The organism is Enterobacter soli ATCC BAA-2102, assembly GCF_001654845.1.
GTDB lineage: Bacteria > Pseudomonadota > Gammaproteobacteria > Enterobacterales > Enterobacteriaceae > Enterobacter > Enterobacter soli.
This window is the reverse complement of sequence record NZ_LXES01000013.1, coordinates 1-22,271: the sequence shown is the minus strand read 5'-3', so window position 1 is coordinate 22,271 and position 22,271 is coordinate 1. Positions and strand designations below refer to the sequence as shown.

At 54.3% G+C, this 22,271-nt stretch carries 16 protein-coding genes; 10 read left to right on the top strand and 6 right to left on the bottom strand.

Translation table 11 applies throughout. The features are described 5' to 3' along the window. Positions 1 to 6 precede the first annotated feature (6 nt). From bcsZ to M987_RS04575, 5 genes are all read left to right on the top strand, one after another. Positions 7 to 1,113 (top strand): cellulose synthase complex periplasmic endoglucanase BcsZ, encoded by a 1,107-nt coding sequence (gene bcsZ, locus M987_RS04595; protein ID WP_014072221.1) that lies wholly within the window; start codon positions 7 to 9, stop codon positions 1,111 to 1,113. After that, positions 1,095 to 4,592: a cellulose synthase complex outer membrane protein BcsC gene (gene bcsC, locus M987_RS04590; RefSeq protein WP_014072220.1), complete on the top strand. Its 3,498-nt coding sequence runs from the start codon at positions 1,095 to 1,097 to the stop codon at positions 4,590 to 4,592. Before bcsZ ends, bcsC begins: the two co-directional genes overlap by 19 nt. A gap of 119 nt (positions 4,593 to 4,711) precedes the next feature. Beyond that, on the top strand, positions 4,712 to 6,718 hold the full coding sequence (gene hmsP, locus M987_RS04585) for a biofilm formation regulator HmsP (protein ID WP_014072219.1): 2,007 nt from the start codon (positions 4,712 to 4,714) through the stop codon (positions 6,716 to 6,718). 159 nt (positions 6,719 to 6,877) lie between these two features. Further along, positions 6,878 to 8,164 carry a dicarboxylate/amino acid:cation symporter gene (locus tag M987_RS04580; protein ID WP_014072218.1) on the top strand — a complete coding sequence of 429 codons (1,287 nt, stop codon included), beginning with the start codon at positions 6,878 to 6,880 and terminating at the stop codon, positions 8,162 to 8,164. A gap of 226 nt (positions 8,165 to 8,390) precedes the next feature. Beyond that, positions 8,391 to 9,881, top strand: coding sequence for a M16 family metallopeptidase (locus M987_RS04575; RefSeq protein WP_014072217.1), 1,491 nt, complete (start codon positions 8,391 to 8,393; stop codon positions 9,879 to 9,881). A 65-nt stretch (positions 9,882 to 9,946) separates the two neighbouring features. Here the strand turns inward: M987_RS04575 and kdgK are convergent, their stop codons facing one another. Further along, the gene (gene kdgK, locus M987_RS04570; RefSeq protein ID WP_014072216.1) at positions 9,947 to 10,876 is read right to left on the bottom strand and encodes a 2-dehydro-3-deoxygluconokinase; all 930 of its coding nucleotides are present in this window, start codon (positions 10,874 to 10,876) and stop codon (positions 9,947 to 9,949) included. Positions 10,877 to 11,107: 231 nt separating this feature from the next. Here kdgK and pdeH point away from each other — a divergent pair, with 231 nt between their 5' ends. Next, the gene (gene pdeH / locus M987_RS04565) at positions 11,108 to 11,881 is read left to right on the top strand and encodes a cyclic-guanylate-specific phosphodiesterase (protein WP_014072215.1); all 774 of its coding nucleotides are present in this window, start codon (positions 11,108 to 11,110) and stop codon (positions 11,879 to 11,881) included. A 123-nt stretch (positions 11,882 to 12,004) separates the two neighbouring features. Further along, positions 12,005 to 14,047: an AsmA family protein gene (locus tag M987_RS04560; protein ID WP_014072214.1), complete on the top strand. Its 2,043-nt coding sequence runs from the start codon at positions 12,005 to 12,007 to the stop codon at positions 14,045 to 14,047. A gap of 52 nt (positions 14,048 to 14,099) precedes the next feature. Here M987_RS04560 and M987_RS04555 read toward each other — a convergent pair whose 3' ends face one another. From M987_RS04555 to M987_RS04545, 3 genes are all read right to left on the bottom strand, one after another. Further along, the gene (locus M987_RS04555; RefSeq protein WP_014072213.1) at positions 14,100 to 15,422 is read right to left on the bottom strand and encodes an MFS transporter; all 1,323 of its coding nucleotides are present in this window, start codon (positions 15,420 to 15,422) and stop codon (positions 14,100 to 14,102) included. Positions 15,423 to 15,695: 273 nt separating this feature from the next. Further along, complete coding sequence (yhjD, locus tag M987_RS04550; protein WP_014072212.1) at positions 15,696 to 16,673, bottom strand: inner membrane protein YhjD; 978 nt, start codon at positions 16,671 to 16,673, stop codon at positions 15,696 to 15,698. Between the two features lie 51 nt (positions 16,674 to 16,724). Continuing rightward, positions 16,725 to 17,624: a LysR family transcriptional regulator gene (locus M987_RS04545; protein ID WP_014072211.1), complete on the bottom strand. Its 900-nt coding sequence runs from the start codon at positions 17,622 to 17,624 to the stop codon at positions 16,725 to 16,727. Between the two features lie 119 nt (positions 17,625 to 17,743). Between M987_RS04545 and M987_RS04540 the strand changes: the two genes are divergently transcribed. Beyond that, entirely contained in the window at positions 17,744 to 18,502 is a 759-nt protein-coding gene (locus M987_RS04540; RefSeq protein ID WP_014072210.1) for an SDR family NAD(P)-dependent oxidoreductase, read from the top strand. A 231-nt stretch (positions 18,503 to 18,733) separates the two neighbouring features. Then, the gene (locus tag M987_RS04535; RefSeq protein WP_014072209.1) at positions 18,734 to 19,336 is read left to right on the top strand and encodes a response regulator transcription factor; all 603 of its coding nucleotides are present in this window, start codon (positions 18,734 to 18,736) and stop codon (positions 19,334 to 19,336) included. Between the two features lie 3 nt (positions 19,337 to 19,339). On the opposite strand, the gene M987_RS04530 is transcribed toward M987_RS04535, so the two are convergent. Together M987_RS04530 and M987_RS04525 are read right to left on the bottom strand one after the other, a co-directional pair. Next, a complete protein-coding gene (locus tag M987_RS04530; RefSeq protein ID WP_014072208.1) occupies positions 19,340 to 19,789 on the bottom strand; it encodes a lysozyme in 450 nt (149 codons plus the stop codon). A gap of 80 nt (positions 19,790 to 19,869) precedes the next feature. Then, the gene (locus tag M987_RS04525; protein ID WP_014072207.1) at positions 19,870 to 20,400 is read right to left on the bottom strand and encodes a GNAT family N-acetyltransferase; all 531 of its coding nucleotides are present in this window, start codon (positions 20,398 to 20,400) and stop codon (positions 19,870 to 19,872) included. A 148-nt stretch (positions 20,401 to 20,548) separates the two neighbouring features. Here M987_RS04525 and M987_RS04520 point away from each other — a divergent pair, with 148 nt between their 5' ends. Next, on the top strand, positions 20,549 to 22,138 hold the full coding sequence (locus tag M987_RS04520; RefSeq protein ID WP_014072206.1) for an STY4199 family HEPN domain-containing protein: 1,590 nt from the start codon (positions 20,549 to 20,551) through the stop codon (positions 22,136 to 22,138). Positions 22,139 to 22,271: the final 133 nt, after the last annotated feature.

Genomic DNA, 22,271 nt, shown 5'->3' with positions numbered 1-22,271 from the left:
GAAGTGATGAAAGCCTTTCGCTGGTGTGCGTTAGCAGCGTTGATGCTGGCGGCGACGGATCTTCGCGCCGCCTGCACCTGGCCTGCCTGGGAGCAGTTTAAAAAGGATTACATTAGCGAGAGCGGGCGTGTCATTGACCCCAGTGACACGCGCAAAATTACCACCTCAGAAGGGCAAAGCTACGCCTTGTTCTTTGCCCTCGCGGCGAATGACCGCAAAGCGTTTGACCAGTTGCTGACGTGGACGCGCGATAACCTCGCCGGAGGGGATTTAGCCGATCGTCTGCCCGCCTGGCTGTGGGGTCAGAAAGACAAAGACACCTGGGCGGTTATCGATTCCAACTCCGCGTCGGATGCTGATATCTGGATTGCCTGGTCACTGCTCGAAGCCGGTCGGTTATGGAAAGAACCGGACTACACCCGCGCGGGGAAGGCGCTGCTCAAACGTATTGCCCGCGAGGAAGTGGTGAAAGTACCGGGCCTTGGCTCGATGCTGCTGCCGGGCAAAATCGGCTTTGCAGAAGAGAATGCCTGGCGCTTCAACCCCAGCTACCTTCCTCCTCAGCTTGCGAGCTATTTCACTCGCTTTGGCGCGCCCTGGAAAACGCTTCGCGAGACTAATCAGCGCCTGTTGCTGGAGACGGCACCGAAAGGTTTTTCCCCGGACTGGGTGCAATACCAGAAAAACAAAGGCTGGCAGCTGAAGCAGGATAAAGCCCTGGTCGGCAGCTATGACGCCATTCGGGTTTATCTCTGGGTGGGGATGATGAACGACAAAGACCCCCAAAAAGCCAGACTGCTGGCGCGTTTCCAGCCGATGGCCGCGGTGACAACGAAACAGGGTTTACCGCCGGAGAAAGTGGATGTGGCGAGCGGGAAACGAACGGGTCACGGCCCGGTAGGATTTTCTGCTTCTCTGCTGCCCTTTTTACCATCCCGTGACGCGCAAGCCGTTCAGCGCCAGCGAGTCGCTGATCACTTTCCCGATAACAACGCCTATTACAGCTACGTACTGACTCTCTTTGGACAAGGATGGGATCAGCATCGTTTTCGCTTCACCGAAAAAGGTGAATTAATACCGGATTGGGGCCAGGAATGCGCAAGTTCACATTAAATCTACTCAGTTTATCGCTTGGCCTGGCACTGATGCCGATGGCGCAGGCTGCCAACTCCCCCCAGCAGAAACAGCTGCTGGAGCAGGTTCGTCTGGGCGAATCGACGCAGCGTGAGGATTTGGTTCGCCAGTCGCTCTATCGTCTTGAGCTTATCGATCCTAACAACCCGGACGTGATTGCGGCACGTTTCCGTTATCTGCTGCGCCAGGGCGATACCGCCGGTGCGCAAAAAGAGCTGGATCGCCTGAAGGGGATCGCCCCGGGTTCGGCAGCGTATCAGTCTTCCCGGAATAGCATGCTGCTTTCAACGCCTGATGGCCGTCAGGCGTTGCAACAGGCGCGTTTGTTAGCCACAACAGGCCACACTCAGGAAGCGATTGTGGCTTACGACAAACTCTTTGCCGGGAATCCACCGTCTGGCGATTTAGCAACCGAGTACTGGAATGTCGTCGCCAAAGATCCTGCCCGGCGTACCAGCGCGATTAATCAGTTGAAGAAAATCAACGCCAACAATCCTGGCAATGTGCAGTTGCAGGCCACGCTGGCGCAGCTGATGTTCCAGAATGGACGCCGTGATGAAGGGTTCGCGGTATTGCAGGACATGGCCAAAACCAATAATGGCCGCGATCAGGCGTCTGACATGTGGTATCAGCAGATTAAAGACCAGCCTGCCAGCAGCGCCAGCGTGAGCGCGCTGCAAAAATACCTGACTGTCTTCAGCAGTGGCGATAGTGTGACAGCGGCGCGTTCCCAGCTTGAAGCACAGCAAAAACAGCTCGCCGACCCGGCGTTCCGTGCTAAAGCCGAAGGATTAGCGGCGGTGGATGCCGGGCAGGGTGGTAAAGCGGTCACTGAACTGCAAAAAGCGGTGAGCGCTAACCATGCCGACAGCGAAGCCGTGGGCGCGCTGGGCCAGGCGTATTCGCAAAAAGGCGATCGTGCCCGTGCGGTGGCGCAGTTTGAAAAAGCCATTGCCCTTGATCCGCAGAGTGATAACCGGGGCAAATGGGATAGCCTGTTGAAGGTTAACCGCTACTGGCTGCTGATCCAGCAGGGTGATACCGCACTTAAAGCGAACAACACCGCGCAGGCGGAACGCTATTACCAGCAGGCGCGAAATATCGATAACACCGACAGCTATGCGGTGCTCGGCTTAGGGGATGCGGCGGCAGCGCGCAAAGATAATGACGCGGCAGAGCGTTACTATCGCCAGGCGCTGCGGATGGACAGCGGCAACAGCAACGCCGTGCGCGGGCTGGCCAATATCTATCGGGCTCAGTCACCGGAAAAAGCCTCGCAGTTTATCCAGTCCCTTTCCGCCAGCCAGCGCCGCAGCATTGATGATATTGAACGTAGCCTGACGAACGAACAGTTATCCCAACAGGCCGAACAGCTGGAAAACGAGGGTAAATATGCCCAGGCGGCGGAAATTCAGCGTCGTCGTCTGGCGCTTTCGCCGGGCGATGTATGGATAACCTATCGTCTTTCCCGCGATCTCTACAGCGCGGGCCAGCGCAGCCAGGCCGACACGTTGATGCGCCAGCTGGCAAACCAAAAACCGACCGATCCCGATCAGGTATACGCCAGCGGGCTTTACCTTTCCGGTAACGACCAGGACAGAGCCGCTCTGGCACACCTGAACACCCTGCCGCGCAGCCAGTGGAATGGTAATATCCAGGAGCTGGCAGACCGTCTGCAAAGCAATCAGGTGCTGGAAACGGCAAACCGCCTGCGTGACAGCGGTAAAGAGCAAGAGGCTGAAAACCTGCTCCGCCAGCAACCGTCTTCAACGCGTATCGATTTAACCCTGGCGGACTGGGCGCAGCAGCGTGGCGACCGCACAGGGGCGAAAGCTGCGTATAACACTGTGTTGCAGCGCGAACCGCAAAACGAAGACGCTATCCTTGGGCTGACGGAAGTCTATATCGCGGAAGGGAATAAAGACGCTGCGCGTGCCGAACTGGCAAAACTCCCGGATGCGAAAGCTGGGCAACCACAGTCGCTGAACATGCAGCGGCGCGTTGCGATGGCGCAGGCCGGGCTTGGTGATAACGCCGCGGCGGAACAAACTTTCAACAAGCTGATTCCTCAGGCGAAATCGCAGCCTGCGTCGATGGAAAATGCGCTGGTATTGCGTGACGCTTCGCGTTTTCAGGCGCAAAACGGCCAGCCTCAGCAGGCGCTGGAAACCTATAAAGACGCGATGGTCTCTTCCGGCATCACCACCACGCGTCCGACGGATAACGACAGCTTTACCCGCCTGACGCGTAACGATGAGAACGATGACTGGCTGAAGCGCGGTGTACGTAGCGACGCTGGCGATTTATACCGTCAGCAGGACGTTAACGTCACGCTGCAACACGACTACTGGGGCTCGAGCGGCACGGGTGGGTATTCCGATCTGAAAGCTCACACCACCATGTTGCAGGCGGAGGCACCGCTGGCAGATGGCCGTATGTTCTTCCGTAGCGATCTGGTCAATATGGATGCCGGGACATTTGCTACCAAAGACGGGAAGTACGATCCGAAATGGGGCACCTGTGCTGCAACGCCTTGTCATGGCAACACCAACCAGTCTGCGAACGGCGCAAGCGTTGCCGTGGGCTGGCAGAATAAAACCTGGGCGATGGACATCGGTACAACGCCGATGGGCTTCGATGTGGTGGATGTGGTCGGTGGCCTGAGCTACAGCAACGATCTGGGGCCGATTGGTTATACCGTGAATGCGCACCGTCGCCCGATTTCCAGCTCGCTTCTGGCGTTTGCCGGGCAGCATGATTCCAACACCGACACCACATGGGGTGGCGTGCGTGCCACCGGTGGCGGCGTGAGCCTGAGCTATGACAAAGGTGAAGCGAACGGCGTCTGGTCAAGCCTGAGCGCCGACAGCCTGACCGGGAAAAATGTGGAAGATAACTGGCGCGTCCGCTGGATGACCGGTTACTACTACAAGCTCATTAACAAAAACAATGAGCGCCTGACGGTTGGTGTGTCCAACATGCTGTGGCATTACGACAAGGATCTGAGCGGGTATACGCTGGGCCAGGGGGGTTATTACAGCCCGCAGGAGTATGTCTCCTTCGCCTTGCCGGTGACCTGGCGTAAACGCACTGAAAACTGGTCCTGGGAACTGGGGGGCTCAGTCTCCTGGTCGCATTCCAAAACCAAAGACGGGATGCGTTATCCGCTACAGGGTCTGATCCCTGATAATGAAGTCGATGCTGATGGCAACGACATGTATACCGATAAACATGAGCCTGAGACTGGCAGCAGCTCGTCGGGGACCGGTTATACCGCAAGGGCTATTATTGAGCGCCGCGTGACGTCCAACTGGTTTGTTGGCCTCGGCGTAGATATTCAGCAAGCGAAAGATTATACCCCGAGCCATGCGCTGATCTACGTACGTTATTCTGCGGCGGGCTGGCAAGGAGACATGGATCTGCCACCGCAGCCGCTTATTCCGTACGCGGACTGGTAATCAGATTTACCTTAATCGAATTGTAAGTCTCTCTAATAAACGCAGCAATCGGGTATACTCAGGCGCACCAGGTTAACGCCCTGGTGCGCCTTGCGCTTTGAGTTTTGTGGAGAGTCATTTTGCGTGTCAGCCGTTCTTTAACTATCAAACAGATGGCGATGGTTTCTGCCGTCACGATGCTGTTTGTTTTCATTTTCTGCGTCATTTTGCTGTTTCATTCCGTACAGCAGAATCGCTATAACACGGCTTCACAACTCGAAAGTATTGCCCGCTCGGTACGTGGGCCACTTTCTGCCTCTATCCTGAAAGGGGATATTCCTGAGGCGGAAACGATCTTAAAACGCATCCAGCCCGCCGGGATTGTCAGCCGCGCGGATGTGGTTCTGCCTAACCAGTTCCAGGCGCTGCGGATGAGCTTTATCCCTGAACGTCCGGTTCCGGTCATGATCATGCGGTTGTTTGAGCTGCCGGTACAAATTTCCCTGCCTGTCTATTCCCTTGAGCGCCCGGCGAACCCGCAGCCGTTAGCCTATCTGGTGCTTCAGGCCGACTCATACCGCCTGTATAAATTTGTGATGAGTTGGGTTATTACGTTAGTAACCACTTACTTACTTTTAACGCTGATCCTCAGCGTGGCCCTGACCTGGTGTATTAATCGGTTGATTGTGCACCCTGTGCGCCGCATCGCCCGCGAGCTGAATAACCTCTCGCCGCAGGAACAGGTGGGACATCAGCTGGAAGTTCCGCATCTGCACCATGACGATGAAATCGGGATGCTGGTGCGCAGTTATAACCTCAACCAGCAGCGTATTTCACGCCAGCAGGACGATTTGAACAGCAGCGCGACCCGTTTTCCGGTTTCAGAGCTTCCCAACAAAGCCTTTTTGATGGCCATGCTGGAGCAGACCGTGGCGCGTCAGCAGACGACCGCGCTGATGGTTGTCGCCTGTGAAACCTTGCAGGACACGGCGGGTGTTCTCAAAGAGAGCCAGCGCGAAGTGCTGCTGCTGACGCTGGTGGAAAAAGTGAAATCTGTCCTGGCACCGCGCATGGTGCTGACCCAGGTCAGCGGATATGACCTGGTGATCATTGCCCATGGCGTGAAAGAGCCATGGCACGCGATTACATTAGGTCAGCAAGTACTCACTGTCATTAATGAGCGGTTGCCCATTCAGGGTATCCAGCTACGTCCCAGCGCAAGTATTGGGATCGCCATGTTCTACGGCGACCTGACGGCAGAGCAACTGTATCGCCGCGCGTTTTCTGCCGCCTTCACTGCTCGCCGTAAAGGGAAAAATCAGATCGAGTTCTTCGACCCGGAGCAGATGGAAAAGGCGCAGCAGCGTCTGACTGAAGAGAGCGACATTCTGACCGCGCTGGATAACCGCCAGTTTGCCATCTGGCTCCAGCCGCAGGTGAACTTGCTGACGGGCGAAGTCAAAAGTGCAGAAGCGTTACTGCGGGTGCAGCAGCCTGATGGCTCGTGGGAGCTGCCAGAGGGGCTGATTGAGCGTATTGAATCCTGTGGCCTGATGGTCACCGTGGGTTACTGGGTGCTTGAAGAGGCCTGCCGCCAGCTTGCGGCCTGGCAGGAGCGGGGCGTCACGTTGCCGCTGTCGGTGAATTTGTCTGCCCTACAGCTGATGCATCCGACTATGGTTTCGGAGATGCTGGAGCTTATCCACCGCTATCGGGTAAAACCTGACACGCTGATCCTGGAAGTGACGGAAAGCCGCCGCATCGACGACCCTAACGAAGCGGTCACCATTCTGAAGCCGCTGCGTAATGCCGGGATCCGCATCGCGCTGGACGATTTTGGCATGGGGTATGCCGGGCTGCGTCAGCTCCATCACATGAAAACCCTGCCGGTGGATGTGCTGAAAATCGATAAAACCTTCGTGGATGGGCTGCCGGATGACAACAGCATGGTGCAGGCCATTATCCAGATGGCACGTAGCCTCAACCTGCACGTGATTGCTGAAGGCATTGAAACTGAAGCGCAGCGCGACTGGCTGGCAGCCGCTGGCGTCGAGAGCGGACAGGGCTTCCTGTTTGCCCGCGCAGTCCCTTCGGATGTGTTCGAGCAACGCTATCTGACGAATGAAGGCAATAATGCAAAAGAGTAAGTTTGTTGCTGGCTTGCGCGAGTCAGCTCAAATTTCTTAACATTTGTGTTTCAAAGTTGATGTAAGTTTATTTCTGTCATGTTTTACGGGTGTTATTTTAAAGCCGCAGGTCAACCAAAACCTTACAAAGCCTGTGGTTTTTCTTTCCAAGGACACCCTATGAAAACCTCACTCTTCAAAAGCCTCTACTTTCAGGTCCTGACAGCCATCGCAATCGGTATTCTGCTTGGTCACTTCTATCCTGAATTAGGCGCGCAAATGAAACCGCTTGGCGATGCGTTCGTTAAGCTCATCAAAATGATCATCGCCCCGATTATCTTCTGTACGGTGGTGACCGGCATTGCTGGCATGGAAAGCATGAAGGCCGTCGGTCGTACCGGAGCGGTCGCGCTGTTGTATTTCGAAGTGGTCAGTACCATCGCACTGATCATTGGCCTGATTATCGTTAACGTGGTGCAGCCGGGCGCGGGGATGAACGTTGATCCCTCAACGCTGGATGCCAAAGCCGTTGCGGTGTACGCCGAGCAGGCAAAAGACCAGGGCGTTGTGGCCTTCCTGCTGGATGTTATTCCGGGCAGCGTCATCGGCGCCTTCGCCAGCGGCAACATTTTGCAGGTGCTGCTGTTTGCGGTGCTGTTTGGTTTTGCGCTGCACCGTCTTGGCAGCAAAGGTCAGCTGATCTTTAACGTGATTGAGAGCTTCTCGCAGGTCATCTTCGGCATCATCAACATGATCATGCGTCTGGCTCCGATTGGCGCATTCGGGGCGATGGCCTTCACCATCGGGAAATACGGCGTAGGCACGCTGGTGCAGCTGGGCCAGCTGATTGTCTGCTTCTATATCACCTGTATTCTGTTCGTGGTGGTGGTTCTGGGGTCGATTGCCCGTGCGGCAGGCTTCAACATCTTCAAGTTTATCCGCTATATCCGCGAAGAGCTGCTGATTGTTCTGGGCACCTCGTCGTCTGAGTCTGCGCTGCCGCGTATGCTCGATAAGATGGAGAAACTGGGCTGCCGTAAGTCGGTGGTGGGGCTGGTTATCCCGACGGGGTACTCTTTTAACCTCGATGGCACCTCGATATACCTGACGATGGCCGCGGTGTTTATCGCACAGGCGACAAACAGCCATATGGACATTTTCCATCAGATAACCCTGTTGGTGGTGTTACTGCTCTCTTCGAAAGGTGCTGCGGGCGTAACGGGCAGTGGATTTATCGTTCTGGCGGCGACCATTTCTGCGGTAGGACATCTGCCGGTGGCGGGTCTGGCGTTGATTCTCGGTATCGACCGCTTCATGTCTGAAGCCCGTGCGTTAACCAACCTGGTGGGTAACGGCGTGGCAACGGTTGTGGTGGCGAAATGGGTGAAAGAGCTGGATCACAAAAAGCTCGATGACACGCTGAATAACCGCAACCCTGACAGCAAAACTCAGGGTATATCTTCCTAATATCGTCACAAATGCCCGCTATCCCTTGTCGGGATGCGGGCTCCTGCGCATAATAACTGTTCATACCTGTCATAATTCGACAAGATTTTTTTAAGGTATATTTCACTTCCGTCCGTGACGTTTTGCATAACACGCGGTCTAATCGGAGTGTTTTCATCGTCATCTTTTGGAGTGCTCCACGTCACGAGACACTCTTTTTAACCAGGAATGTTGATCAGGGGTTCACATGCAGGGCACAAAAATTCGACTCTTAACCGGCGGTTTGCTGATGATGGCAGCAGCCAGTTATGTGCAGGCAGATGCGCTCCAGCCAGACCCGGCCTGGCAACAAGGGACTCTGGCGAACGGTTTTCAGTGGCAAGTTTTAGCCACGCCTCAGCGCCCGAGTGACCGTATTGAAATCCGTCTGTCTGTGAATACAGGCTCTCTGACAGAAAGCACCCAGCAGACCGGTTTAAGCCACTTTATTCCCCGACTGGCGCTCACGCAGAGCGGCAGTTTGCAGGCAGTTCAGGTGCGTTCTCTCTGGCAACAGGCCATTGATCCAAAACGCCCACTTCCTCCGGCAGTTGTCTCTTATGACTACACCATGTTTAACCTGAGCCTGCCGAACAACCGTAACGATCTCCTGAAAGAAGCCCTGACCTATCTGTCTGATGCTACAGGTAAGCTGTCCATCACCCCAGAAACCGTGAATTATGCGCTGAGCAACAGCGACATGGTGGCGACCTGGCCTACAGATACGAAAGAGGGCTGGTGGCGTTACCGCCTGAAAGGCTCCACGCTGCTGGGGCATGACCCGGCAGAGCCGCTGAAACAGCCTGTCGATACTGAGCAGGTCAAATCCTTCTACCAGAAATGGTACACCCCGGATGCAATGACCCTGATTGTGGTGGGTAATGTGGATAGCCGTGCGGTGGTTGAACAAATCAACAAAGCCTTTGGCGATCTGAAAGGCAAGCGTGAAACGCCAGCCCCGGTTCCTACGCTTTCACCGCTGCGTGCAGAGCCGGTCAGCATTATGACGGACACGGTGCGTCAGGATAAGCTCTCTATGATGTGGGACACCGCCTGGCAGCCTATTCGTGAATCCGCTGCGCTGCTGCGCTACTGGCGTGCGGATCTCGCTCGTGAAGCGCTGTTCTGGCACGTTCAGCAGACGCTGAGCAAAAATAACATGAAGGACATTGGTCTGGGCTTTGACTGCCGTGTGCTGTTCCAGCGCGCCCAGTGCGCCATCAATGTGGAATCACCGAGTGACAAGCTGAATGCGAATCTGGGTCTGGTGGCGAAAGAGCTGGCGAAAGTACGCAAAGAGGGGCTGTCAGAAGAGGAATTTAATGCGCTGGTGGCGCAGAAAAAACTCGAACTGCAAAAACTGTTCGCGACCTATGCCCGTGCTGATACCGATATCCTGATTAGCCAGCGTATTCGTTCGCTGCAAAACCAGGTTGTTGATATTGCGCCAGAACAGTATCAGAAACTGCGTCAGGACTTCCTGAACGGTCTGACGGTCGATATGTTGAATCAGGATTTGCGTCAGCAGCTGTCGCAGGATATGGCGTTGATTCTGTTGCAGCCGAAAGGCGAGCCGGAATATGACATGAAAGAACTTCAGTCGACCTGGGATTCGATCATGGCTACTGCACCGCAGGCTGCGCAGACGACGGCAGACGATTTACACCCGGATGCAACGGACATTCCGCAGGGGCAGTAATGCCCCTTAGTGGGTTCCCTCTACCGGTGGGAGAGGGCTAGGGTGGGGCATTAGCCCCACCTGAATTACGCAGGCATTGCCTCACGCGGAATAATCGCCCCGCGATACTGAATCACCGTACTGGCGGTCAGGTGTCCGCGCTGCGCCGCCGCTTCTGGCGTACCGCCCGTCAGACGTACCGCCAGATAACCCGCACTGAATGAATCACCCGCAGCGGTAGTATCAATCACTTTCTCTTTGGCTAACTTCACTGCCGGGACTTCCACAACGGCTTCACCCGCAATGGCCACCAGGCACGATTCTGCACCGCGCTTAATCACGACTTCACTCACGCCAGCAGCCTGAGTACGGGCGATAACCTCATCGACCGGTTTCTCACCCCACAGGGCATCTTCGTCATCCAGCGTTAAGAATGCGATGTCGGTGCATTGCAGCATCTGCTGATAAACCTGCTGCGTCTCTTCGCGGCTGGCCCACAGACGAGGGCGGTAGTTATTATCGAAGATGACTTTGCCGCCGTTGGCGCGGCATTCGTGCAGCAATGACAGCAGCTTATCGCGGCTGGACGGGCTTAAAATCGCCAGGCTAATCCCGCTCAGATAGAGATAATCAAAGGTAGCCAGCTCTTCGCAGATGGCGGCAGCGGCGTCGCTTTCCAGCCAGAACTTGGCCGCAGCTTCGTTACGCCAGTAGTAGAACGTGCGCTCGCCGGTGCTGTCGGTTTCAATGTAATACAGACCCGGCAGGCGGTTTTCCATCTGCTGAATCAGGGAAGTTTGTACATTTTCGCTCTGCCAGGACTCCAGCATCTGCTGGCTGAAACTGTCCGTACCCAGTGCGGTAACGTAGTTCACGGCGAGTGCGTCGGGAGCAACCTGACGGGCAATGTAAACCGATGTGTTCAATGTATCGCCACCAAAACCGCGGCTAACTTCCGCGCCTTTTTGTGACAGCTCAATCATGCATTCGCCAATCACGGCAATTTTTTTAGACATAGTCGTGAACCTGAACAGATAAATTAGAAGCAGTGTGCGCTGTGTGGATTATGTGGTCAACTATATTAAAACGACGTTCCAATATTTTTTTTGAGCCAGCGCGTGTTCCTGGCAATTTCTGTCATCTTAATTTCATTTTCCCCGCGAACTGGACATAAAGTTCTCAATTGTCCCGCCGATAATCCTTTGACGAGTCCAGAAAGGTCTTCCCCATAAAACAGGACATCTGAAATGAAGTCAGAGCAGGTTATCCAGCGGCTAAGCACCACGCCTGAGGCAAGTATTGAGAACTTGCAGGAGCATCGCTACTGGCTGCAATGTGAGCGCGCCTATACTTATCAACCAATCTACCGTACTGACGGCCGGTTGATGGCTATTGAGGTTTTAACGGTCGTTACACACCCGTCGAACCCTACACAGCGTATCCCGCCGGATCGCTATTTTGCTGAAGTGGCCGTTCGTCAGCGTATCGATGTGCTGGAAGAGCAGCTGAAAATGCTGTCCACGAAACATGAGTTTTTCACTCAGCACAACATTCTTGCATCGGTGAATGTGGATGGCCCGACCCTGATAGCATTGCGCCAGAACGCAAAGTTGCAGGAGCTGATCGCCACGCTGCCGTGGATGCGCTTCGAGCTGGTGGAGCACGTTAGCCTACCGCAGGATTCGTCATTTGCCACCATGTGTGAGTTTGGCCCGCTGTGGCTCGATGACTTTGGCACTGGCATGGCGAACTTCTCCGCGCTCAGTGAAGTGCGCTATGACTACATCAAAGTGGCCCGCGACCTGTTTATCATGCTGCGCCAGACGCCGGAAGGCCGGAATCTGTTCACGTTGCTCCTGCAACTGATGAACCGTTACTGCCAGGGTGTCATTGTTGAAGGTGTTGAAACGCTGGAAGAGTGGCGTGATGTGCAAAACTCACCTGCGGCAGCCGCGCAAGGTTATTTCCTCTCTCGTCCTGTCCCGATGGACACCCTGAGTAACGTCGTTATTACGTTGTAAAGTAATCTGTTTCCCATAATAGTGCGTCGCACTTACGCATTATTACCGGACGCAGTGGCCCCCGCTTACCTGTGTCATGAGCTATATTCATGAAAGGTAAGGCCATCTGGTAAGGGGGAAACAATGACGAAAACAACCAGGATTGTCACCTGGGTATGTGGGATTTTCTTGTTGTTGATTGCGGTGGCAATCATCATTCTCGTGACGTTTGACTGGAATCGCCTTAAACCGACCATCAACCAGAAAGTCTCTGCCGAACTGAACCGGCCGTTTGCCATTCGCGGCGATCTGGGCGTGGTCTGGGAGCGACAGAAAGAAGAAACCGGCTGGCGAAGCTGGGTGCCCTGGCCACATGTTCACGCCGATGACATCATTCTTGGCAACCCGCCGGATATCCCCGACATCACGATGGTGCACCTGCCGCGTGTCGAAGCCACGCTGGCCCCTCTCGCGCTACTGACCAAAACGGTCTACCTGCCGTGGATCAAACTCCAGCAGCCCGATGCGCGCCTGATCCGCTTATCTGAAAAAAATAACAACTGGACGTTCAATCTCGCCAGCAGTGATGACAGCGCGCCTGATGCTCAGCCGTCGTCCTGGTCTTTTCGTCTGGATAATATTCTGTTCGATCGCGGGCGGATCCTCATTGATGACAAGGTGACTAAAGCGGATGTGGAGATCATGGTCGATCCGCTGGGGAAACCGCTCCCGTTTAGCGAGGTGACGGGCAGCAAAGAAAAAGGCGATAACAGCAAAACAGGCGATTACGTGTTTGGCCTGACGGCGAAAGGGCGCTACAACGGCCAGCCTCTGAGCGGCACGGGCAAAATCGGCGGGATGCTGGCGCTGCGAAGCGAAGGGACACCCTTCCCGGTACAAGCCGATTTTCATTCGGGGAATACCCGCGTGGCATTCGTGGGCACGGTCAACGACCCAATGAAAATGGGCGGTGTTGACCTGCGGCTGAAATTCGCCGGGGATTCACTTGGCGCGCTGTATGACCTCACCGGCGTACTGCTGCCCGATACGCCCCCCTTTGAAACCGACGGGCATTTAACGGCGAAAATCGACCTGCAAACTGCGTCAGTCTTCAATTACCGCGATTTTAACGGCCGGATTGGGGATAGCGATATCCACGGTTCGCTGACGTATACCACCGGAAAACCACGCCCGAAACTGGAAGGGGATATGGAGTCTCGCCAGTTACGCCTGGCCGATCTGGGGCCGCTGATCGGTATCGATTCCGGTAAAGGCACGAAGAGCAAAGAGGTCAAAAAGGATCCCCAACCAGCGGGTAAAGTCCTGCCTTATGAACGCTTTGAAACTGACAAGTGGAACGTCATGGATGCGGATGTGCGTTTTAAAGGGCGCAAAATCGAGCACGGCAGCACGTTGCCCATCAGCGACCTTTCCACGCACCTGATCCTTAAAAATGCCGACCTGCGCTTACAGCCGCTGAAATTTGGCCTGGCGGGCGGCACTATCTCATCCAATATTCACCTTGAAGGGGATAAAAAACCGATGCAGGGGAAGGCGGATATACAGGCCCGGCGGCTGAAGCTGAAGCAACTGATGCCGAATGTTGAGCTGATGCAGAAAACCCTCGGCGAGATGAATGGCGATGCGGATATTCGCGGTGTCGGTAACTCGGTGGCGGCGCTGCTGGGCAGCAGTAACGGTAACCTGAAGCTCCTGATGAATGACGGGCTGGTGAGCCGGAATTTGATGGAGATCCTCGGGCTTAATGTCGGGAACTACATTATCGGACAGATTTTTGGCGACGATGAAATTCGGGTGAACTGCGCAGCGGCGAATCTGGATCTGGTCAATGGGGTGGCGCGCCCACAGATTTTTGCCTTCGATACGGAAAATGCGGTTATCAATGTTACCGGGACGGCCAGTATGGCCTCTGAACAGCTTGATTTGACTATCGATCCTGAGAGTAAGGGCATTCGTATCATCACCCTGCGTTCGCCGCTGTATGTGCGCGGTTCGTTCAAGGATCCGCAGGCGGGCGTGAAAGCCGGGCCGCTAATTGCACGTGGTGCGGTTGCGGCGGCGCTGGCTACGCTGGTGACGCCAGCGGCAGCACTGTTGGCGTTGATATCACCGTCAGAAGGGGATGCGAATCAGTGCCGGACTATTCTGGCGCAAATGAAGAAGTGATGGAGCGGTCTGTTTGTGCCGGGTGGCGCTGTGCATACCCGGCACAAACCACTTACAGAGAGTGATCTTTCGTTTCGTGGGTCAGCAGCAACGCAATCAGCGTCAATGCCGCCATCGCCGCCAGATACACACCCACATAGAACAGACCGTAGTTCGCCTGTAACCAGGTGGCGATATACGGTGCAACAGACGCCCCCAGGATAGAAGAGACGTTATAGGAAAAAGATGCTCCGGTATAACGCACTTCGGTCGGGAACAGTTCTGGCAAAAGAGCACCCATCGGGCCGAAGGTCAGCCCCATCAGGCTCAGGCCAATCAGCAGATAAGCCATCACCAGCGCAGGGCTACCTGAACCCAGCAGCGGCGGGAAGACAAACAGCGCAAACAGGATAATCAGCGAGGTGATCACAATCATGCTTGCACGACGGCCAAATTTGTCCGCCAGCAGGCCTGCAATCGGCACCATCACGCCAAAACCAACAACCGCCATCATCAGCATCCACAGCACTTCATTACGCGGTAACCCCAGGCCAACAGGTGCGGCAGCCGTGCTGAACGTCATTGAGTAGACGGTCATAATGTAGAACAGCGTGTAGGTCGCCAGCATGATGAACGTGCCCAGCACGGTCACGCGAACGTGTTTGGTCAGCAGCGTACCCAGCGGCACTTTAACCTGTTTTTTCGCCGCCGCCACTTTGGCGAACACGGGGGTTTCATGCAGGGAAACGCGCACGTACAGGCCAATCAGAACCAGCACGGCAGAGAAGATAAACGGAATACGCCAGCCCCAGTTCATGAACTGCTCATCCGTCAGCAGCCAGGAGAGCAGCAGGAACGTGCCGTTGGCAAAGAAGAAGCCAATCGGGGCACCCAACTGCGGGAACGAGCCATAAAGCGCGCGCTTACGGGCAGGGGCGTTTTCGGTGGCCAGCAGTGCTGCACCTCCCCATTCACCACCCAGCCCCAGACCCTGACCAAAGCGCGCCAGCGCCAGCAGAACTGGTGCCAGAATGCCGATGGTTTCGTAAGTTGGCAGCAGGCCAATCGCCACGGTAGAAATCCCCATGGTCAGCAGTGATGCCACCAGTGTGACTTTACGGCCAATGCGGTCACCAAAGTGCCCAAACAGCGCAGAGCCAATCGGGCGTGCGACGAAGGCGATGGCGAAAGTCGCCAGAGACTGTAGCGTAGCGGCCGTTGGGTCACCCTGCGGGAAGAAGATATGCGGGAAAACGATAACCGCAGCTGTGGCATAAATATAAAAGTCGAAGAACTCAATGGCGGTGCCAATCAGCGAGGCGACGACAACTTTATTACGTGAGTTAACCGGCGTGCTTTCCGGTTCAGTGTCGAGTGTTGTGGCGGTTGCTTGCATAAAATATTCTTATATTTTGACGAACGAACGGCCATATTACGCACAGCAAAAGCGACATTTCAATCTGTAACAAACCGGATAAATGGCGATAAAAGCAGCAAAAAGCGGATAATTTTCAGACCAGCAAAATATCTTCCATGAAATGCTTCACAGTTTTTAAATATTAGCGAATAAAACTGGTTTTCGGTTAAATAAAAGTTACGGGCTGGATTTATATTCTGAAATTATAGAACGGGCTGAATTTTTGCATTCTTATTCAGCCCGGAGATTCCATCAGGTGTGGGTTTTACCCGGCATCCTCGGGTCATCTTTATATTGCGCGGTGGCTATCCATGCGGCGCAGAACAGCGTCAGGCGGGCGAAGAAGTAGAAGAACGCCATCAACCCCAGTACCGAGCCAAATGCCGCTCCCGATGGGGATTTCACCAGCGCGGGCAGGGTGTAGGTCATCACGATTTTGATTATCTCAAAACCAATGGCCGCAATCAGTGTGCCGCGGATCAGCGCCTTTTTACGTGGCCGGTGGCGCGGTAATCGCCAGAATATCCAGAAGAACAGCAGGTAGTTGGCAAAGACAGAAATGGCCAGCCCAATGCCTCGCCATGCAGGTTTAAGCCATTCAATGCTGTCGAGATAGAGCGCTGAAATTATCATCTGCTGTGCTGAACCGGCAACAGAGGTGATGGAAAGCGTCACAATCAGGGCGACAAGCAGGCCGATCAGCGAAACAAAATCACGGAAGTACTTAATCCAGATTTTCTCCTGATCCTGCGGTGTGCGTTCCCACACGTCGCGAGACTGAGCGCGAATCGCCTCACGCAGGTTTCCCATCCAGTTAATGCCGGAATAGAGCGCGATGAGCAAACCGACCAGCCCAACGGTGGTACGCTGCTGCACGGCGGTATTGATGGTGCTTTTGAGGGTGCCAGCGAGCGTAGGGTCGCTGACGTTCATCAGGATCTTGTCGAAGATGTCCTGAAGCAGCGTGGGATGCCAGGCCAGGATAAAACCTGCGGCAGCAAACGACACCATCAGGATGGGGATCATCGACAGAAATGAGAAATAGGTAATGGCGGCGCCAAACTGATTCCCCATACGGTCGTTGAAGCGCTCAGTCGCGCGTATCAGATGCGCAATCAAAGGCCTGCGCTGGATCTTTTGTGCCGTACTGGTGACGGTTTTCAGCGCCTGGACGGCTTTTCCTGGGGTATTTTCCTGTGGGGGACGTTGCTGGTTGTTTTCCGGCGTCACACGCTTTTCCTTATTCGTTTGGCGGGATGTTATTGAAATTATAGCCTGCGCTTAATCAACATAGGCTTTCATTAATACGGTTAGCCACTCCATGAACAGATGGACCCGGCGGGAGAGGTTGCGCCGGTGCGGATAAATTAACGATACGGGCATCGGCTCTGCGCGGTATTGCGGCAGGATCTCGAGCAGTTTTTTGGCGCGCAGCGAATCACGCACGCCAACACGCGGCACCTGGATTATCCCCAGCCCGGCGATACAGGCCGCGTGGTAGGTTTCCGTGCTGTTTACGGTCAGGACCCCGCCTGTTTTTATCCACTGCGTCGCGTTACCGTTGTAATACTCAAAGCCCTGCGGGCGAGTGCCCAGGCTGGCGGCATAGTGAATGACCGCATGTGAAGCCAAATCGTCCAGGCTATCCGGGTAACCAAAACGCTCCAGATACTCCGGGCTGGCGCAGTTAATCACCGACAGCTTGCCCAGCGGACGGGCAATCAGCCCGGAGTCCTTCAGCGTGCCAACACGCACCACGCAGTCAAACCCTTCGCGGATCACATCGACCAGGCGATCGCTGCTGCTGAGTTCCAGTTCGATGCCAGGATATTGCTGTAAAAAGGCCGGGAGTTTCGGGATGACTAAATTTCGAGCAACACCCACGGGCATATCGACACGCAACCGTCCGCTGATGCTGGAAGGATCAAGCTGGAACATACCGTCCAGTTCATCGAGGTTGGTCAACAGATCTTTTGCGCGTTCGTAATAGACCATGCCGTCCTGCGTCAGGCTGACGCGGCGCGTGGTGCGGTGCAAAAGCTGTGTGCCCAGCAGGTTTTCCAGGGCCTGAATTTGCCGCGAAACGCTCCCTTTCGGCAGACCTAAGGTATCCGCTGCGCGGGAAAAACTTTCCAGTTCCGCGACACGGATGAAGAGCTGCATTGCGTGAATTTTATCCATAGGCATGGCTCATTGTTGTTCGTAATGAAACAGTGAAGCGTTTTTTACTGTCTTTATTGATTTTCTATCACCTAATAAGCTCTTTCTCAATCTTCATCATCACCGGAACGAGGTTTCTTATGTCTGAACGTATTGCATTAGTAACGGGTGGTAGCCGCGGCCTGGGTAAAAACGCGGTATTGAAGCTGGCTGAAGCAGGTACAGGAATTATCCTGACCTATAACAGCAGCGAGAAAGAAGCGCTTGACGTTGTGCGTGAAATTGAAGGAAAAGGCGTTAAAGCCGCAGCATTACAGCTTAACGTCGGTAATGTCGCCAGCTTTGAGGATTTCACCCGACAAGTTCAGGAAACGCTCAAAAACATCTGGCAGCGTGACACCTTTGATTATTTATTGAACAACGCAGGGACGGGTTTATATGCGCCTTTTGCCGAGACGACGGAAGCACAGTTTGATGAAGCAATGAATGTTCATTTCAAAGGCCCCTTTTTCCTGACCCAGCACCTGCTGCCAGTGATTAAAGACGGCGGCCGCATCCTGAATGTGTCCAGCGGGCTGGCGCGTTTTACCCAGCCTGGCTCCGGCGCTTACGCCTCAATGAAAGGGGCAATGGAAGTGCTGACCCGCTACCAGGCAAAAGAGCTGGGCGCACGGGGGATCTCGGTCAACATTATTGCCCCGGGCGCGATTGAAACCGATTTTGGCGGTGGACGGGTGCGAGACAACGCGCAGCTGAATCAGTTGCTGGCGTCTCAAACCGCGCTGGGTCGCGTGGGCCTACCGGACGATATTGGCGATGCGATTGCCGCGCTGCTGAGCGATAAACTGGGCTGGATGAACGCGCAGCGGATTGAAGTTTCAGGCGGTATGTTCCTGTAATGCAATGATCTGCGGGGAGGGATCCCCGTATTGTCGGTGCTTAAGATGTTCCTCAAAGCAAATATGTCAAAATCTGGCGAAATTTAATCAAGCCGGGCATTTTGTAACGCTTCCCGTAGTTGAGTTTGTTCTCAGGTAGACCCTCTGTAGAATCCCCTCGAATTATTAAGTCCTTATTATCTATCCATGACAATACTTCGTGGCACGAAGTTTTCAGTGGGAGTAAAAATAATGCGAGTAATCATGTTTGACAGGCAGTCAATATTTATTCATGGAGCGATAAGTCGTCTGCAAGAAATAATTCCAGAAATAAATATGTCGGGAACCAGTCAGACTGATGAGCTATGGGCGCTTTTATCCGCCTCGCCAACATCTATCGTCATGATTGACGGGCGCTTTATTCAGGATGATGGCATGGCGATGCTGGAAGAGATCATGCTGCGTTTCCCGGCACTGCGCGTGGTCATGGTGCTGGCAAAAAACGATGTCAGATGGGTTGAGCAGCTTATGCAGAGTAATGTCACGGCCATTATTCCCCGTAATGCACACCCGGAAATGATCTCTGCAATGCTGGAGTCTGTATCCAAAGGGATGGTCTGTTTCCCGGGTGACTGGCTTAAACAGCCTTCCCGACCTCAGCAGGAGCTCTCTTCACTGAGTGAGCGCCAGCGCGAAGTGCTAAAACTGCTGGCGGCGGGTGAGACGAACAAAGAAATTAGCCGTACGCTGAATATCAGCACAGGAACAGTAAAAGCCCATCTGGAAGCGCTCTTCCGCCGCCTGGATGTTAAAAATCGCACGCAGGCAGCCCTGTTTTATACCCGGGCAGCCTGAGATTCATTCGCTGTTGAAAAGTGCACATTCAGCCTGGCGTTGCAGCGCCAGGCTGTTGATCTTCTTACCATTAAGCATAATGGCATTGCGCCAGAGCGATGTTGCTTGCGCGTTATTACCACGGGCAACCTCCTGAATAATGCCGGTGTTCAGACAGTCTTTAACCCCGCAGCTGAATATCAGTGAAACAAGGGCGTCATGTTTTTCTTGCGTCAGCGGACGGGTGATATTTTCCCGTAGAACGTTCTCACATTTCTGAATATCGTCGAAGAGCAATTGTTCGGCCTGAGCCAGAGTGATAAAAGCGGTTGTTGTCTCTTTCGGCCCGATGACATGGCCAAATCCAATAATCCATAAACCACTTTCATCACAATATTTTTCAAGGGACAGACCCTGATAATGTTTAATTAAGTCAATTCCAGACGACGATATCTTTAGCGATCGGCAGATCATATTCGTTTCCTCTCTCTGGCATGAGAGTAGAGGAAACAGTGGGGGATAAATATCCGCCAAATGGCCGTTGTGCTGTGTTTTTAAGCATGAAACTCATGTTTCAGCAAACCAAACAACCAGTCGTTTTGCCAGCGCCCGGAAAGGAAATAGCTTTCGCGCAGTTCGCCCTCCAGCCTGAATCCTGTTTTTTCCAGTAAAGCCCGTGAGGCGATGTTGCCTGCCGTGACGGTGGCGGTCAGCCGACGGATACCGCCCTGGTTAAACGCGAATTCGCAGAGCGCCTGCAATGACTCAAATCCATAGCCTTTGCCCTGGGCGGATGGCGCGAAAAGAAAACCGACTTCGGCGCAATCAGCTTCCCGGTGGATATAACCCGTGACCCCCAACGGTGTCTGGCTGGCGGTGTCGCGCACCACCAGGCATAACCAGTGCGCGCTGCCTGGTGTCCACGGGGCAAGGCGCGACTCAAAGGCTTCGCGGATGTCTGCAACGGAGCGGTCTTCTGCGACAAAGCGCATGACGTCGGGGTGTTGCTGTAACGCAAGAAAGAAGGGCCAATCCGACTCTTGCAGCGGCGAGCAGGTCAGACGTACGGTGGAGAGGGCAGGCATTCGGATCCTCCAGAGCATTTGTAAATGATTATAGGGCTGTCACTGTATTTCAACAGAAACTCAGGTATGGTTTAACTTCGTATAAATAAAAAGAAAAATGACCTTATCAGGTCTGCCATGATCTATTCGTTGTCCCTGAAGGAAAACAATGACTCTCAGCTCATCACATCATATCCGCGAGCAGTTTGAGCACTGCCTGGCGGTCATTCGTCAGGCCTCTGTCGAAATGTTGCTTCTTCTGAATGTCCATGTTTCGGAAGGAAAAGATCCTCGCTGGTTCCTTGAACAACTGGATAGTGCCCGCCTCGCACTCGGTGGCTGGGGCGCTGTGGCAAAAAAACTCAACCTGAATGATGCTGAAATGTCGGACTTTACGCTGCAACTGCGCCTGTTGCAGCAGCGAGTCCCGCAGTACGAAAGCGGGCAGGATGTCAGTGAAAACCAGCTAATTGCGGCCATGCGTTTTGTGACTGCCCTGGAACACGTGCGTCTGCAACAGACGCTTTTAACCTACAGTACAGAGCTTGCGGCAGGCAACGAGATCCAACAACAGCAGGCACAAAAGCAGGTTCGGGCAATTGAGCTGATGGTTAAAGGGCTTATCCAGCAGGCATGGCCCGATCCGGTACGGCTCAATAATCACCTTAAAACGTTATTTAACGCCGACCGCGTTCGGCGCTGGCTGAAGCTGGGTGAAATCAACGATATCCTCAGCGGTATGATGTTTAGCGAGCTGGCGCAGATGCTGGTGGATAAACGGGAGTTTAGTCGTTACTACTCCCCGTTGTTTAGCGACCCGATGATGCTGACGCTGCTGGTTGAACCGCGAAAAACTCTGCAAACCTTCCTGAATGATATCCGCCAGATCCGCAACAGCATTGCCGTTAACCAGCGTTTAAGCTCCGCACAAATTTTGCTGCTGGATAACTACTACTCGCAAATTACCCGCCCCGTTCAGCGGGCGTTTGAGGAAGGGCGCACGCGCATCAACCCGGCAGGATTGATGTCGGTGGATGCCAGCGAGCTGCATAGTTTCTGGGAAAACGCACAAAAAATGGACCGCATCACCGGGGGCGATCTCTTCGAGGTGCGCGACACCATTGAAAAGCCGACTCAGCGCGCGCCGCGCACGCAGGAACAGCGCGACCAGTTGATTTCTGGCTTGTTATGGGCGGCGGTTGGGGTGATGGTGATTGCCATTGTGATGGGGGGATTCTGGCTCGTTACCAGCGGTAAGCCGCCACCAGCAACCGCAAACGTAGAGGAAGCCTCACCGACTCAGGAGATGCGCGAAGCGCCCACTTCCCGTGAAACATTAACGCGCATGGGCGTGACCTGGGATGAAAACAATTTCCGTTCGGCCATCAACCGTAACGACACCCGCGTGGCGCAGCTGTTCCTTCAGGGCGGAATGGACTGGAAGCTTTCATGGACTGAAGAGGCGATGGCCGCGGAGCACGACGGTGTGCTGGAGTTGATGCTGCGTTATCGGTCGCAAATGGTGGAGGAAAAACCGTGCCGCCGGTTTATCAACACCCTCAGCCACGCCATGTCGAACGGTGAATCGTTAACCTCGCTGCGCAAGCAGTATCTTAAGGCGTTTTGCACAGTACCTGCGGTGGTGAAGCGCCAGCAGCATGATGCAGATATGGCGACACGTCGCGCCAGGGCGCAGCCGGACGACAGCACGAAAAAATGGCAGTCTATTCAGACCGCTATTTATGATGTGATTCGTTGATATTTCCCTCACCCTCTCCCGGAGGGTTGAGGGTTCCCCAGTCATTTTGTCTTTATTCAGCGATGACAGTAATTCATTGAAACAAAAGACTTGCCGCAACTCCATGGTCCGGCTGAAAATCGCCGAAGCGTTT